General features: G+C 67.3%; 17 protein-coding genes. 5 read left to right on the top strand and 12 right to left on the bottom strand.

Annotation, left to right across the window (positions count from 1 at the left end; translation table 11 throughout):
* Position 1 precedes the first annotated feature (1 nt).
* Positions 2 to 928: an ornithine carbamoyltransferase gene (gene argF / locus FVQ98_RS01160; RefSeq protein ID WP_147911581.1), complete on the top strand. Its 927-nt coding sequence runs from the start codon at positions 2 to 4 to the stop codon at positions 926 to 928.
* 63 nt (positions 929 to 991) lie between these two features.
* Here argF and FVQ98_RS01165 read toward each other — a convergent pair whose 3' ends face one another.
* Genes FVQ98_RS01165 through FVQ98_RS01195 form a run of 7 tightly spaced genes read right to left on the bottom strand, consistent with a single transcriptional unit; the run spans position 992 to position 5856 of the window.
* A complete protein-coding gene (locus FVQ98_RS01165) occupies positions 992 to 1609 on the bottom strand; it encodes a hypothetical protein (RefSeq protein WP_147911582.1) in 618 nt (205 codons plus the stop codon).
* 16 nt (positions 1610 to 1625) lie between these two features.
* Positions 1626 to 2174 (bottom strand): GTP-binding protein, encoded by a 549-nt coding sequence (locus FVQ98_RS01170; RefSeq protein ID WP_147911583.1) that lies wholly within the window; start codon positions 2172 to 2174, stop codon positions 1626 to 1628.
* A 15-nt stretch (positions 2175 to 2189) separates the two neighbouring features.
* Positions 2190 to 3662, bottom strand: coding sequence for a hypothetical protein (locus tag FVQ98_RS01175; protein WP_147911584.1), 1473 nt, complete (start codon positions 3660 to 3662; stop codon positions 2190 to 2192).
* Positions 3659 to 4237, bottom strand: a complete 579-nt coding sequence (locus FVQ98_RS01180) for a hypothetical protein (protein ID WP_147911585.1) — start codon at positions 4235 to 4237, stop codon at positions 3659 to 3661. Before FVQ98_RS01180 ends, FVQ98_RS01175 begins: the two co-directional genes overlap by 4 nt.
* The gene (locus FVQ98_RS01185) at positions 4237 to 4986 is read right to left on the bottom strand and encodes a phosphate/phosphite/phosphonate ABC transporter substrate-binding protein (protein ID WP_147911586.1); all 750 of its coding nucleotides are present in this window, start codon (positions 4984 to 4986) and stop codon (positions 4237 to 4239) included. Before FVQ98_RS01185 ends, FVQ98_RS01180 begins: the two co-directional genes overlap by 1 nt.
* Positions 4983 to 5477 carry a PAS domain-containing protein gene (locus FVQ98_RS01190; RefSeq protein WP_147911587.1) on the bottom strand — a complete coding sequence of 165 codons (495 nt, stop codon included), beginning with the start codon at positions 5475 to 5477 and terminating at the stop codon, positions 4983 to 4985. The genes FVQ98_RS01185 and FVQ98_RS01190 overlap by 4 nt, the downstream gene beginning before the upstream one ends.
* A gap of 16 nt (positions 5478 to 5493) precedes the next feature.
* Positions 5494 to 5856, bottom strand: coding sequence for a roadblock/LC7 domain-containing protein (locus tag FVQ98_RS01195; protein ID WP_106703548.1), 363 nt, complete (start codon positions 5854 to 5856; stop codon positions 5494 to 5496).
* Between the two features lie 233 nt (positions 5857 to 6089).
* Between FVQ98_RS01195 and FVQ98_RS01200 the strand changes: the two genes are divergently transcribed.
* Positions 6090 to 6446 (top strand): YkgJ family cysteine cluster protein, encoded by a 357-nt coding sequence (locus FVQ98_RS01200; RefSeq protein ID WP_255507561.1) that lies wholly within the window; start codon positions 6090 to 6092, stop codon positions 6444 to 6446.
* Between the two features lie 51 nt (positions 6447 to 6497).
* On the opposite strand, the gene FVQ98_RS19835 is transcribed toward FVQ98_RS01200, so the two are convergent.
* The 3 genes from FVQ98_RS19835 to FVQ98_RS01210 are packed head-to-tail and all read right to left on the bottom strand — an operon-like array spanning position 6498 to position 8956.
* Positions 6498 to 6698, bottom strand: a complete 201-nt coding sequence (locus FVQ98_RS19835; RefSeq protein WP_222707534.1) for a hypothetical protein — start codon at positions 6696 to 6698, stop codon at positions 6498 to 6500.
* A gap of 18 nt (positions 6699 to 6716) precedes the next feature.
* Positions 6717 to 8648, bottom strand: a complete 1932-nt coding sequence (gene feoB / locus FVQ98_RS01205) for a ferrous iron transporter B (protein WP_147911588.1) — start codon at positions 8646 to 8648, stop codon at positions 6717 to 6719.
* Positions 8645 to 8956, bottom strand: a complete 312-nt coding sequence (locus FVQ98_RS01210) for a FeoA family protein (RefSeq protein WP_147911589.1) — start codon at positions 8954 to 8956, stop codon at positions 8645 to 8647. Before FVQ98_RS01210 ends, feoB begins: the two co-directional genes overlap by 4 nt.
* A 158-nt stretch (positions 8957 to 9114) precedes the next feature.
* On the opposite strand from FVQ98_RS01210, the gene kynB reads away from it, so the two are divergent.
* The 3 genes from kynB (at position 9115) to kynA (ending at position 12016) form a co-directional block, all read left to right on the top strand.
* Positions 9115 to 9744: an arylformamidase gene (kynB, locus tag FVQ98_RS01215; RefSeq protein ID WP_147911590.1), complete on the top strand. Its 630-nt coding sequence runs from the start codon at positions 9115 to 9117 to the stop codon at positions 9742 to 9744.
* A gap of 101 nt (positions 9745 to 9845) precedes the next feature.
* A complete protein-coding gene (kynU, locus tag FVQ98_RS01220; RefSeq protein ID WP_147911591.1) occupies positions 9846 to 11156 on the top strand; it encodes a kynureninase in 1311 nt (436 codons plus the stop codon).
* Positions 11153 to 12016 carry a tryptophan 2,3-dioxygenase gene (kynA, locus tag FVQ98_RS01225; protein ID WP_147911592.1) on the top strand — a complete coding sequence of 288 codons (864 nt, stop codon included), beginning with the start codon at positions 11153 to 11155 and terminating at the stop codon, positions 12014 to 12016. Before kynU ends, kynA begins: the two co-directional genes overlap by 4 nt.
* A gap of 2 nt (positions 12017 to 12018) precedes the next feature.
* Here the strand turns inward: kynA and FVQ98_RS01230 are convergent, their stop codons facing one another.
* Positions 12019 to 12762, bottom strand: a complete 744-nt coding sequence (locus tag FVQ98_RS01230; protein WP_147911593.1) for an immunity protein Imm33 domain-containing protein — start codon at positions 12760 to 12762, stop codon at positions 12019 to 12021.
* 17 nt (positions 12763 to 12779) lie between these two features.
* The gene (locus FVQ98_RS19955; protein WP_255507562.1) at positions 12780 to 13019 is read right to left on the bottom strand and encodes a hypothetical protein; all 240 of its coding nucleotides are present in this window, start codon (positions 13017 to 13019) and stop codon (positions 12780 to 12782) included.
* Positions 13020 to 13310 lie beyond the last annotated feature (291 nt).

Here is a 13310-nt window from a genome sequence, read left to right on the forward strand (position 1 = left end):
AATGTCCGAGCCGATCAAGCATTACCTGCAGTTCAGCGATTTCACCGCCGACGAGTACGCCTACCTGTTCGAACGCGCCGCGCTGATCAAGCGCAAGTTCAAGGCGTACGAAAAGCATCACACGCTCAGCGACCGCACGTTGGCGATGGTGTTTGAAAAGGCCAGCACCCGCACGCGCGTGAGTTTTGAAGCCGGCATGTACCAGCTGGGCGGCAGCGTGGTGCATTTGACCTCGGGCGACAGCCAGCTGGGCCGCAGCGAGCCCATCGAGGACACCGCACGCGTCATCAGCCGCATGACCGATGCGGTGATGATCCGCACCTTCGAGCAGGCGCGCATCGCACGCTTTGCCGAGTATTCGCGCGTGCCGGTCATCAACGGCCTGACCAACGAATACCACCCCTGCCAGATCCTGGCCGACATCTTCACCTACATCGAGCACCGCGGCTCGATCGCGGGCAAGACGGTGGCCTGGATCGGCGACGGCAACAACATGGCCAACACCTGGGCGCAGGCCGCTGCCCTGCTCGGCTTCACCCTGCGCGTGTCCACACCGCACGGCTACGAGGTCGACACCGAACTGGCCGCGCTGGACGGCAGCAGCCGTGGCTGGCAGAACTTCAACGACCCCATGGCCGCCTGCGAAGGCGCCGACCTGGTGACCACCGATGTATGGACGTCCATGGGTTACGAAGCCGAGAACGACGCGCGCAAGAAGGCCTTTGCCGACTGGTGCGTCGACGCCGACATGATGGCCGTGGCCAAGCCCGACGCGCTGTTCATGCACTGCCTGCCCGCGCACCGCGGCGAGGAAGTCACCGCCGAGGTGATTGACGGTCCGCAATCCGTGGTCTGGGACGAGGCAGAGAACCGTATGCACGCGCAAAAGGCTCTTCTCGAATACCTTTTGCGCGGCCGGTTGGCGTGAAACGCCTTTTGCTACACAATCAGTAGCAAATGAACACCCGTCGGCACCTGCTCAGCCCAGTGCTCAGGTGGCCGAAAACTTGGTCCCGGCCACGCGGATGCCCCAGATCAGCTCCACCAGCGCGCGGTTGTTCAAAAGCGGCTCGCCGCCCACGATCAGCCAGTAGCCCACGCCGTCCACCCAGAACAGCATGAAGGTGGTGGCGGGCAGCAGCATGTCGATGCCTTCGTGAAAGGACACGGCGCGGCCCGTGCCCTTGAAGCCGCGCTGCTTCTGGCGCGCCACGAAGTCGAAGAAGTCGGCCGCGGCCACGCACAGCGTGTCTGCTTCGTCTTGCGAATAGCCGACGCGCGCCAGACAGAAGCCGTCGTCCGACGCCAGCGCGGCCATGCGCGCGCCCGACAAGCCGGCGATGGCGTGCGGCAGGTAGTTGTCCAGGCGCACGTCGGGCGCGTGCAGCTCGCGCTCGACCTCGTGCACCCAGCCTTCGTTCAGGGCGCGCTCCAACAGCAGCACGCCTGCGCCCGGCCGCGCCAGCCATTCGCTGCGGCGCAGCGACACGCCACGCGGCATCAGACTTTGCAGCAAGGCCGCGGTCTCGTCCGGTGCGCGGTCGGCAAAGGCCAGCAGCGCGCCGGCCGGGGTCAGCATCAGGTACGGGTCTGGGTTGGGCGGGTTCATGCGCGTGCGGCGGCCTTCAGGCCTGTTCGCTGCCGTTGAAAGGGTCGATGCCGTAGATCAGCGCCTTGACCAGCTTGGCCATGTGGGCACGTTCGCGCGCATCGGTGTCCATCACGCAAGGCGGCAGGCCCAGCTTTTCCATTTCGGCCGCGATCAGGCGGCGCATCTGGTAACCGCCCTGGTCGGCATGGGTGATGCCGACGACCAGCGAAGTCCGGTCGATGAAGTCGCGGAATTCCTTGACGTAGGTGTGCAGGTCGGCCACCGGGTCGGCGGCGTTGCCGCGCAGCATCAGCACCAGGCCGAGGGCGTTTTCGGTCAGGATGTCCCACATGAAGTCAAAGCGCTTTTGCCCCGGCGTGCCGTACAGGCGCACCTGGTCGCCACTGGCGAGCTTCATCAGACCGTAGTCCATGGCCACGGTGGTGGTCTTCTTGAGCTGCTTGACGTCGTCAGAAGCACTGGCTTCGGTGCGGACGACTTCGATGTCCGACAGGGACTGGATGGCCGTGGTCTTGCCCGCCCCGACGGGGCCGGCGAACACGAGCTTGTAAGTGGTTGCCATGGAATCAGAAAAACGTCAGAAAAGCTTGTCCAGCAGCGATTTGAAAAAGCCGCGCCGCGCCGCCGTCTCGCCCGCGGGCTTGGCCGACGCGGCCGGCGGCGCCAGCACGGGCGCGACCGGCACCGCCTGAGTGACCCCGGCCAGGCCCGACAGCACGCACAGGGCGACGAAGCGGTAAACCTCGGCCTCGTGGCGCGGGAACGCGCGCACCAGATCGGAGAGCGATTGCGACATGCGCGCGCAGATCGACGCCAGCTGGATGTCCAGCGGACCGATGTCCTGCAGCAGAGTGAAGTTGGGGAAGCGGTGCAGGCTGAACGACAGGTCGCCGCGGCGCGTCAGCGGCACGTCCTTGAGGGCGGAGCCCATCAACTCCCACATGATCACGTCCAGCGGCATCTGCGCACGGTGGAAACGCCCGCCAAACAGCTGGCGCAGGGTCTCTTCAACCTCGTAGGCCGGCAGCGGGGCAACTTCCATGCGCTCGACCAGCTGCGGCGTGTGCAGCATCTTCAGCAAGGCCGAAATCGGCAGGCCGGACGCCAGCCAGCCCTGCTCCACGTGCGTGATGAAGGCCGCGTCGCCGCCCACGCGCAGCAGTTGCGCCCCGTGGCCGGCCAGGATGCGCTCGCTCAGCAACACCAGCGGGATACCGGCCAACGCGGGAAAGACGTCGATGACCGCCTGCAGCGCGCCGGAGGACAGGTCCATCGACGGCGGCGCTGGTGCGGCGGCGGGCGCGCGGTTGGCGGTCGGCGCTGGGCCGGCAGCGGCGGTTCGTGCCGTCGGGCTGAGGGTGCGCGGCACCGCGGGTGGCGTGACCAGCACGGCGTCGTTCAGCTCCGGCAACTCGGCCGCGTCGGGCGGCCGGGCGCGCGCGGCGCCGCGGCTGGCGGGCTTGGGCGTGGCAGCGCTGGCAGATGCCCGCAGCTGTTCGGCCAGCTCCATCGCGCGGCGCCAGGCAGGCACGGGGGCTTCGGTCGCCGACGTGGCTGCGGGAGCGCGCACAGGTGAGGCAGACGCCAACGGCGCCGCTGCGGTGTTGCGGCGCAGCGCCGAGCGCGCGGATGAAATCTTGGTTGTCTCGGTCGGTGCCGAACGCTCGGCCCGCACCTGTTTGATGGCGGCCAGCATGTCGGCGCTGGTGTAGGGCATGCTGACCCAGGCCACGTGCTGGTCGCGTGCCAGCGGCAGTTGGCGCTCCAGCCAGCCGCCACCGTTGCCCCAGACCAGCAGCACGGCCGGGCGGCCGGCCAGGAAGTCCATCAAACGCGCCTCGTTCTCAGGCGAATGCCGGCGCATGCCGAAGCCGAACAGATCGAGCACGCACCGCACGCACGACCGGGCCGCGGCAGACTGGTCCGGTACACCCAGGCCCAGGCCGCGCGGAAGGGTCAGCACACGCTGGTCCTGCCAGTTCATGCCGATCATGATTTCAATGGCCGCGGCCTCGTGGTCGGTCAGACCGGCCAGCAACATCGAACTCACCTGCGTACTCCTCGTTGCAACACCATCGATACCTCACTCCAGCGCCGCGACAGGGGCCGCCCGGCGCGGGTCAGTGCCCGGCTGGCCAGCATGAAGGCCAGCGAATCCCCGGCCCCCTCGCAATGGTGGAGGAAGGCCGCTTCGGCCTCGTCGTCGCCGGCCAGCAGCGCGGGAATCGCTTGGGCCGCCAGCTCGCGCGAATCGTCCACGCCGACCAGCAGCGCGCGCTGCGGCACGTCGAGCGACGGCATGGTCAGCACGCTGAAGCGCGTGGCCAGCGGGCTGACCCGCGGCAGGCGCTCGCGCCGCTCGGCCAGCGCCAGAAAATCACGCGCCACAAACGGGGCCAGCCGTTCGGCCACCTGGGGGCGGCGCAGCAGGCGCGCAGTGGCCTCGGCATCGGGCAGGCAACCGTGCATCAGGTCGGCCACCGCGCCTTGAACGGGCTCGGCGCCGTCCAGGGCGCAGGCGGCCATGACGCGCACCTCGTGCAGCTTGCGGTCCCCCGGCACGAGCAGGACGTCCCGCCCGGTCTGCCGGAAGCGCTCTCGCGGCGACAGGGTGCGCGCGGCCATCAGCTCAGCAGCGTGTCCATCAGGTCGATCATGAACTCGCCGTCCTCGACCGACATGGCTTCAAAGCCCTTTTCGATGCCCAGTTCGTCCAGCACCGGCTGGCCGTCGGGCGTGCCGGTCAGGCTGACCAGCGCGTCTTTCAGCTTGTCCAAACCATCGCCAATGCGCGGGTGGATCAGCAGCACGTGCGTGATATCGGCCAGCTTGCTTTCGATCAGCGGCTTGAGCTGCGTCTTGGTCAGTCGCGACAGCGAATGGAAGGCTTCGGCCAGGAAGAAGCTGGCGTCCACCTCACCCTTGATCGCCATGCGGGCGGCGGCCTGGTAGGTGTCGACCACCTGCCACTGGATGTCGGCTTCGGTCAGGTCGGCCGCTTCCAAGAGGCGCAGGCCGATCAGTTTGACGTCCTTGTTGTCGGTCAGGGCGATCTTGCAACCGGGCTTCAGGTCTTCGATGGTGTTGGCGGGCGACTGGGCGCCGGCGGCGATCACCATCTCATCGGGCTTGCCGACCGGGCGGGCCACGGCAACGTAACCCGACTCGCGGATCATCGAAGCGGCGTCGAACGGGTTGGCGTAGACAGCGTCCACCTTGCCATCGGCGATCAGCGCGGCCTGTTCGGCGGCGGTGGCCGGGGTCATCAGGTGCAGGCCCAGACCGGAGCGCTTTTGCAGCACCGTGTTCAGCAGGTGCCAGCCGGCAAAGCGCTCGGGCGCGAAATCGGGGGCGACGAGGAAATTCAGGGTCATGCGGCACTCCCTTCAGCGGCGAGCCATTCTTTGTAGGTGGCGGTGATTTCCGCGATCTTGTTGCGCGAAGGCTTGCGGCGCACCGAGGTGTAGCCAACGATCTTGCCGCCGCGCACGTTGGGCACGGCCGTGGCGTACACCCAGTAGAACGAGCCGTCCTTGCACAGGTTCTTGACGTAGCCGTGCCACTTTTTGCCGGCGGACACAGTGGCCCACAGGTCCTTGAAGGCGGCGCGCGGCATGTCGGGGTGGCGCAGGATGTTGTGCGGCTGGCCGATCAACTCGTCACGCGTGTAACCGGACAGCTCCACAAACGCTTCGTTGGCGTGCGTCAGCACGCCGTTCAGGTCGGTGCGCGAGATGATCAGGCGGCCTTCCGGGTACGGAATCTCGCGCTCGCTGGTCATCACGGTGCGGCTGGAGCCGTCGTGGTAAGTGTGCTCGCGCGCCACCGTGGCGTCGGCGGCGGGCTGCATGGGAGGAAATGCCATGGTCTGCCGGGCTCCTTCAGATCAGCTTGGACAGCGCTTCGGCGGCGCGCTTGATGTCCAGGAACAGCAGACCCAGCTTGGCGTTCTGCTTGGCCAGCACGGTCAGCACGGCTTCGGTGCCGGACGAACTCATGATCACGTAGCCGCGCTCGCCTTGCAGCAGCACGCGCTCCAGCGTGCCGCGGGCCAACTCGCGCGCAGCGCGGTCACCCAGCGACAACAGGGCCGCCGACATGGCGCCGACGCGGTCTTCGTCCATGCCCTGCGGCAGGGCCGAGGCGATCATCAGACCGTCGGTGGAGATCAGCGCCGAAGCCTCGACGTCGGCCGAAGAACCCTTGAGCTCTTCCAATACCTGCTGGAACATGTCAGTACGCATCGTTTTATCCTTTCAAAGTCAGTGCTATCGAATTCAGTGGCGTGAGTTGCATTCCATGCGCGTCAGGAACGCTTGTCATTTGCCAGATGTGACCATGTGATTGGAATTCAAAATGCACCGGTTGTTCACCCAAGTCATCTCCACCGCACCCGGAATCGCCACTTTTACGCGGACATATGTCACACATTTACACGTAGGGGTAAGCCCGATGTTAATCCTCCCTGGGAGTTTCCTTGTCTGACGCCTTCAACCACGACCCGTTGGCGCACGGATTTGCACCGGACTGTCGACATTGCGGCGCCTGCTGCGCCAGCTTTCGGGTCGACTTCGCGGTCGAAGAATTGCTGTCGGAAGGCGGCCAGGTGCCCGACGGCTTGGCGGTGGCCGTGACCTCCCGCACCGCCCGGCTGCGCGGAACCGATCACCAGCCGCCTCGCTGCGCTGCGCTGACCGGCCGCGTGGGCGAGTTCGCGCCTTGCGGGATCTACGAATGGCGGCCTTCGCCCTGCCGGGAGTTCGAAGCGGGCAGCGATGCCTGCTGGCGCGCGCGGCGACGGCATGGGCTGCCGACGCCGCCTAACCCGGCCTGATCAGACCGGAAAAAGGGCCTCACGCAGTGGTCAAGGCGGAGATGGGCGCAATTACGTGGACTTGCGTGTGGAAGACGGTGATTTCGGCCCACATCCCGAGCAATCAGCGCAGGAAGAGCAAGCGCCGCTGTCGGCCGCGCCGCGCCAACCCAGCCGGTCACCCAGCTGCTGGCGCCACGTGCGCGGTAGGAAGCGCCACACCACGTAGAGCGCGGCCAGCGCGACGATGACGGCAACGATCCACTCTTGCATGCGCACTTCCCCCTCGCTCTAGCCCGCGCCCAGCGCCAGGGCGATCCGGTAGGTGATGAAGGCCGCCACCCAGGCCAGGCCGAACAGCTGCACGACCATGATCAGCGGGTAGCGCCAGCCATTGGTCTCGCGCCGCACAGCCACCAAGGTCGACACGCACTGCGGCGCGAAGACAAACCAGGCCAACAACGCCAGGGCGGTGGCCAGTGACCAGGAATGGGCCAACACGGGCTGCAGCTTGTCGGCCACGTCGCTTTCCGCGCCCGACAGCGCATACACCGTGCCCAGTGCGCTGACGGCGACTTCGCGCGCCGCCATGCCGGGCACCAGTGAAATGGCGATCTGCCAGTTGAAGCCGATCGGCGCCAGCACCGGCTCGATCAGCCGCCCCAGTTGCCCCGCATAGCTGTACTGGATGGGCGCGCCGGTCGCGCCCTGCGGCGCGGCCGGGTAGCTGGAGAGGAACCACAGCAACACCATCACCGCGAGGATGATGCCGCCCACCCGGCGCAAAAAGATGCGCGCACGCTCCCACAGCCCGAAGGCCAACTCGCGCGGGTTAGGCCAGCGGTAGGTGGGCAATTCCATGATCAGCGGCGTGACGCGCACCTGTCCGCCGGTCAGCCGGTACGCCCAGGCCAAGCCCAGCGCAGCGAGGATGCCGGCGACGTACAGCGCAAGCAGTACCAGGCCCTGCAGATTGAACAGGCCGATCTTGCGTGCAGGAATGAACGCCGCGATCAGCAGCGCATAGACCGGCAGGCGCGCCGAACAGGTCATCAGCGGCGCGATCATGATCGTCACCAGACGATCGCGCCAGTGCGTGATGGTGCGCGTGGCCATGATGCCCGGCACCGCACAGGCAAAGCTCGACAGCAGGGGAATGAACGAGCGGCCCGACAGCCCCACCCGTCCCATCACGCGGTCCAACAGGAAGGCTGCGCGCGGCAGGTAGCCCGAATCCTCCAGCGCCAGGATGAAGAGGAACAGGATCAGGATCTGCGGCAGAAACACCAGCACCGCGCCCACGCCGGCGATGATGCCGTCGGCCAGCAGGCTGCGCAGCGGCCCCTCGGCCATGTGGTTGCGCACCGCGCCCGCCAGGGCATCGATACCGGCCTGGATCGCGTCCATCGGCCACGCCGCCCAGCTGAACACCGCCTGGAACATCAGCAGCAACACCAGCGCCAGCACCACCAGTCCCCAGAACGGGTGCAGCAGCACGCGGTCAACCGAGTCGTCGCGCGCCAGCGGCCGCGCGGGCATCTGCACGCAGTCGGCCAGCAGGCGCTGCACTTCGCGCTGGGTCAGCATGACGTCGGCAATGCCGGGCGGCGCCGCCGCCGGTTCAGGCGTTCGCCCAATCAGCGGGGGTTGGTGCGCTTGCAGCGCCTGCACCAACCCGCGCGCGCCATCGCCGCGCACGGCCACCGTGGGCACGACCGGCACGCCCAGCTCGGCCGACAGGCGCTCTGCGTCCACGCGGATGCCCAGGCGCTCGGCCATGTCGGTCATGTTGAGGGCCACCACCATCGGTACGCGCAGGCGCTGGGCCTCCAGCACCAGCCGCAGGTTCAGCCGCAGCTTGGTCGCATCGACCACGACGACCAGCAGGTCGGGCAAAGGCTCACCCGCGCGCCGCCCGGTGACGATGTCGCGCGTGATTTCCTCATCAGCGCTCAGCGCGTTCAGGCTGTAGGCGCCCGGCAGATCGAGCAGCGCGACCGTCCGCCCGCCCGGCAACTCGAACCGCCCTTCCTTGCGCTCCACGGTCACGCCGGCGTAATTGGCGACCTTCTGCCTGCTGCCGGTGAGCAGGTTGAAGAGCGCAGTCTTGCCGCAGTTCGGATTGCCCAGCAAGGCCACGCGCAGCGGTCGGGCGCTGTCGGCCACGACTTGGGTCGCCACCGGGCGGCTGGCGCCGCTGGCGGGTTCGCTCACCTGCTTCATGCGCCGCTCGCCGCATGCGTACGCACTTCGACCAGCGCCGCCTCGCGCTGGCGCAGCGCGAAGGTCGACTGGCCACCCAGGCGCACCGCGATCGGCTCGCGCCCTCCCCGCCCTTTGGCCACCACGCGCACGTGCTCGCCCGGCAGGAAGCCCAACTCGATCAGGCGCAGCAGCACCTGGCGCGCGTCATCGTCGGTGGGGGTGTGCAGTGTCTCGATGGTGGCTTCGGCGCCGGTGGCCAGCTGAAACAGCGGCACCGCGCCCGGAGCGCCAGCGGGCAGCGGCGTATTCGATTCAGAAAATTCCATGGCCAAGTCGTGAATGCGATTGATTCTTGTTTGTAGTTTACTCCTGCCGTGTGTCGGTGCGGTTGACCCAGGTCACCCCGCGTCTGACGACGACTGAGCGTGCGTTGGTTGGAAAAAACCGACACCACAAACCGCGCCAACCGCTAACGTAAGCGCCCATGACATTGCTCTGGGACATCTCCCCACCCGTGAACGCCAACGCGCCGGTCTTCCCGGGCGACACGCCGTACAGCCAGGCGTGGAGCGCCGAACTGGCACCGGGTTGCCCGGTCAACGTGGGCCGGCTCACGCTGTCGCCCCACGTCGGCGCGCACGCCGACGCCCCGCTGCACTACGCTGCGGACGGCGCCGCCATTGGCGACGTGCCGCTCGCGCCCTACCTCGGCCCCTGCCGCGTGATCCACGCCATCGGTTGCGGGCCGCTGATCGAGTGGCGGCACATCGCGCACGCCATCACGCCCGACCTGCCGCCGCGCGTGCTGGTGCGCACCTACGAACGCGCGCCCACGGCGTGGGACCCGGCGCTGAGCGCCTACGCACCCGAGACCGTGGCGCGCCTGGCCGACGCGGGCGTGCGCCTGATCGGCATCGACACCGCCAGTATCGACCCGGCCGACAGCAAGACGCTGGACAGCCACCAGGTCATTCGCCAGCGCGACCTGCGCGTGCTGGAAAACCTGGTGCTCGACGCGGTGCCGGAGGGCGACTACGAACTGATTGCGCTGCCGCTCAAGCTGACCACCGCCGACGCCTCGCCCGTGCGCGCCGTGCTGCGGGCGCTGGGCTGACCGCCTCCGTCCATCAGCTTGCTGCTCAAGATTTCAAGCCTTTTTACCATTCAGCCCTACAACCACCTGCGCAAGCAGCTATTACATCAATAGCACATCACATGACACTCTCCCTGCAAGACTGCCGCGCGCGCGATGCCCAGGATCCGCTGCGCCCGCTGCGCGATCGGTTCAACCTGCCCCCGGGCGTGATCTACCTCGACGGCAATTCGCTGGGCGCCCTGCCCGCCGCCACCGCCGCGCGCGTGGCCCAGGTGGTGACCGACGAGTGGGGCAAAGACCTGATCAAGGCCTGGAACACCGCCGGCTGGATCAGCCTGCCCGAGCGCCTGGGCGACCAGTTCGCCCCCTGGATCGGCGCCGGCCCCGGGCAAGTCGTGTTCACCGACACCACGTCGATCAATCTCTACAAGGTGCTGACGGCCGCCGCGCGCGTGGCGCAGGCCGACCAGCCGGGGCGCAAGAAGCTGATCAGCGAACGCAGCAATTTTCCGACCGATCTGTACATCGCCCAGTCGGTGTGCGCGCAGCACGGGCTGGAGCTGGTGCTGCTGGAGCCGGAAGAAATCGACGCCGCGCTGACGCCCGACGTCGCCATCTGCCTGCTGACCCATGTCAACTACCGCACCGGCGCCATGCACGACATGGCCGCCATCACGGCACGCGCGCATGCGCAGGGCATCGTCTGCGTCTGGGACCTGTGCCACAGCGCGGGCGCGGTGCCGGTCGACCTGCTGGGCGCCGACGCCGACTACGCGGTCGGCTGCAGCTACAAATACCTGAACGGCGGCCCCGGCGCACCGGCTTTCGTGTGGGTTCACCCGCGCCTGACCGACCGTTTCTGGCAACCGCTGTCGGGCTGGTTCGGGCATGCGGCGCCGTTTGAATTCACACCCGACTACCGGCCGGCCGCGGGGATCCAGCGCTACTTGTGCGGCACGCAGCCGATCGTCAGCATGAGCGCGCTGCAATGCGGGCTGGACATCTTCACCGCCAGCGAGGCGCTGGGCGGCATGGCCGCGTTGCGCGCCAAGTCGCTGGCGCTGACCGACCTGTTCATCGAGTTGGTCGAGGCGCGCTGCGGCGGCCATGGCATCGGGCTGGCCACGCCACGCGAGCACGCCCAGCGCGGCTCGCAGGTCTGCCTGACGCGCGATGAAGGCCTGGGCGTCGATGGCAAAAACAGCGGCGCCTACGCCATCGTGCAGGCACTGATCGCGCGCGGCGTGATCGGCGACTTCCGCAAGGGCGACGGCGGCACGGGCCGCCACAAGGACATCCTGCGCTTCGGCTTCACGCCGCTGTACGTGGGCTTCGAGGATGTCTGGAACGCGGTCGAGCACTTGCGCGCCGTGCTGGACGGCGGCGAATGGCGCGAACCCCAGTTCAACCAGATTCAAGCGGTGACATGACCATGACCGAAACCAACTCCCCGCAGCGCAACGAAGACATCGTGCGCGACGAGCGCGCCCAGCTCGACTTCAGCCAGTCGATGAGCTATGGCGATTACCTGCACCTCGACCAGATCCTGAGCGCGCAGCACCCGCTGTCGCCCGCGCACGACGAGATGCTGTTCATCGTCCAGCACCAGACCAGCGAACTGTGGATGAAGCTGCTGCTGACCGAGCTCACATCCGCCATCGCCGACGTGCGCGAGGACCGGCGCGCCCCCGCCTTCAAGAAGCTGGCGCGCGCCAGCCGCATCCTCGAACAACTGGTCCACGCCTGGGACGTGCTGGCCACCATGACGCCGCCCGAATACAGCGCCATCCGCCCCTACCTCGGCCCATCCAGCGGCTTCCAGAGCTTTCAGTACCGCTGCATCGAATTCGCCCTGGGCAACAAGAACGCGGCCATGCTGAAGCCCCACCAGCACCACCCCGACCGGCTGGCGCTGGTGCAGTCCTACTACGAATCACCGTCTCTTTACGACGAATCCCTGCGCCTGCTGGCGCGCCAGGGCCTGCCCGTCCCGGCGAGCCACCTGAACCGCGACTGGACCCAGCCCTACCAGAGCAGCCCGGAAGTCGAAGCCGCCTGGCTGACCGTCTATCGCGCGCCCGAGCAGTACTGGGATCTCTACCAGCTGGGCGAAAAGCTGACCGACATCGAAGACGCCTTCCGCCTCTGGCGCTTCCGCCACGTCACGACGGTGGAACGCATCATCGGCTTCAAGCGCGGCACCGGCGGCACCGGCGGCGTGAGCTATTTGCGCAAGATGCTCGACGTGGTGCTGTTTCCGGAGCTGTGGCAGTTGCGGACGGATTTGTGAGCTTAGCGACGAGGTCGCGCTGAAGCGGACGCCCGATTCAATTGCTCGAGGTACGAACCCGCACGGATCGGCAGTTCCGCGCCGTCCTTGGCGACGTGCACCTGGCCGTCTACCAGCACGACCGTACCGACAGGAAAAGCCAACAGCTGGATCAAGTCGGGGCGGTCCAGCGCCAGCTGGTAGAGCGAGATCTTCATGAACCGCGTGGTATCGCCGTTGCCGCGCGGGTCGGTGGGGTCGGACAACCACCAACCGGAATCCTGTCCCTGCGGCTCCAGCCGTTGCAGCGCCACGGGGACCGCCTTCTTGTAGTCCACGTGGACCACCGCGCTTTGATCGAGCCTCGGGAAGTTCAACGACGTGGCAGGCATGACACTTTCCACGCTGTCCTTTTGGCTGCGCAGGTGCTTCAGCGTGGAATCCAGCGAATCGACGAACCGAATAGGGACTTTCTTCATGTCCGGTTCGGTCAGCCTGAGTTTGCCGCCAGGCGCGCTGGCGAATCGTGTCACCATCCAGCCGAGCTGCAGGGTTTCACCATCCTTGAAGCGGGAGCCGGAGGCGACCATGCGTTCGAGCGAAGCCACCATGTGCTGGATGTCGCCCTCAGGGACGGCCTTGGTGCTGACCGAAAACTCGATCTCCGGGTGCTTGAATTGCCCGCACTGGGTCGTCGTGTACGTCGCACCCAGTGCGCCCTGCGAGGCACCCAGCGCCGCCATCAATCCCCACGCTGCCTTGAACATGCAATCTCTCCCTGAGTCTATTCAGCGCCTAGTCTAGGCTGCGCCTTCGACGGTCGGCCGACACGACCGCGCCCCGCCATCCGCAAGCCATCCCGCGTGTTCAGCGTCAACAGCGTCCAGTTCACCACCCCGGCCAGCAGCTCCACGCCCTGCAAGGTGTAGAACACCGCGTCAAATCGGCCGGCGTTGGCCCAACTTGCCAACACCCAGGCGCTGGGCTGCAGCACCAGCATGCCGTTAGTGGCCGCCAACTGCATGCGGCGGCGCTTGACGTTGACCAGGCGGCCTCTGCGCGACCCCCCAGGGCGAAGCCGCTGCCGCCGGTAGCGGCCATGGCGGGGATCACCACCCACATGCCCATCAGGATGGCTTTCTTGACGGTGGCCACGCCGGCGGGACCGAGCCGCAGCTCGGGCACGACGGTCGACAGCCAGAAGGTAGTGATGCTGCGCCAGCCGATGGCCTCCCGGGCGCCGTGGAGGCGGGCTTTCGACAACCCGTTTCCCCTTTTTGCCAACCGGTTGTCAATGCCTGTTGAACAGGGCTGC

The organism is Ottowia flava (genome assembly GCF_008017535.1).
Taxonomy (GTDB): Bacteria; Pseudomonadota; Gammaproteobacteria; order Burkholderiales; family Burkholderiaceae_C; genus Ottowia; species Ottowia flava.

Bases quoted from the DNA above. Each gene is read 5' to 3' on its own strand.
- kynB (WP_147911590.1), top strand. From the start codon at position 9,115: ATGACATTGCTCTGGGACATCTCCCCACCCGTGAACGCCAACGCGCCG.
- FVQ98_RS01170 (WP_147911583.1), bottom strand. From the start codon at position 2,174: ATGGCAACCACTTACAAGCTCGTGTTCGCCGGCCCCGTCGGGGCGGGC.
- feoB (WP_147911588.1), bottom strand. From the start codon at position 8,648: ATGAAGCAGGTGAGCGAACCCGCCAGCGGCGCCAGCCGCCCGGTGGCG.
- FVQ98_RS01195 (WP_106703548.1), bottom strand. From the start codon at position 5,856: ATGCGTACTGACATGTTCCAGCAGGTATTGGAAGAGCTCAAGGGTTCT.
- kynU (WP_147911591.1), top strand. From the start codon at position 9,846: ATGACACTCTCCCTGCAAGACTGCCGCGCGCGCGATGCCCAGGATCCG.
- FVQ98_RS01165 (WP_147911582.1), bottom strand. From the start codon at position 1,609: ATGAACCCGCCCAACCCAGACCCGTACCTGATGCTGACCCCGGCCGGC.
- FVQ98_RS01190 (WP_147911587.1), bottom strand. From the start codon at position 5,477: ATGGCATTTCCTCCCATGCAGCCCGCCGCCGACGCCACGGTGGCGCGC.
- argF (WP_147911581.1), top strand. From the start codon at position 2: ATGTCCGAGCCGATCAAGCATTACCTGCAGTTCAGCGATTTCACCGCC.
- FVQ98_RS01210 (WP_147911589.1), bottom strand. From the start codon at position 8,956: ATGGAATTTTCTGAATCGAATACGCCGCTGCCCGCTGGCGCTCCGGGC.
- FVQ98_RS01185 (WP_147911586.1), bottom strand. From the start codon at position 4,986: ATGACCCTGAATTTCCTCGTCGCCCCCGATTTCGCGCCCGAGCGCTTT.
- FVQ98_RS19835 (WP_222707534.1), bottom strand. From the start codon at position 6,698: ATGCAAGAGTGGATCGTTGCCGTCATCGTCGCGCTGGCCGCGCTCTAC.
- FVQ98_RS01230 (WP_147911593.1), bottom strand. From the start codon at position 12,762: ATGTTCAAGGCAGCGTGGGGATTGATGGCGGCGCTGGGTGCCTCGCAG.
- FVQ98_RS01180 (WP_147911585.1), bottom strand. From the start codon at position 4,237: ATGGCCGCGCGCACCCTGTCGCCGCGAGAGCGCTTCCGGCAGACCGGG.
- kynA (WP_147911592.1), top strand. From the start codon at position 11,153: ATGACCATGACCGAAACCAACTCCCCGCAGCGCAACGAAGACATCGTG.
- FVQ98_RS19955 (WP_255507562.1), bottom strand. From the start codon at position 13,019: ATGCAGTTGGCGGCCACTAACGGCATGCTGGTGCTGCAGCCCAGCGCC.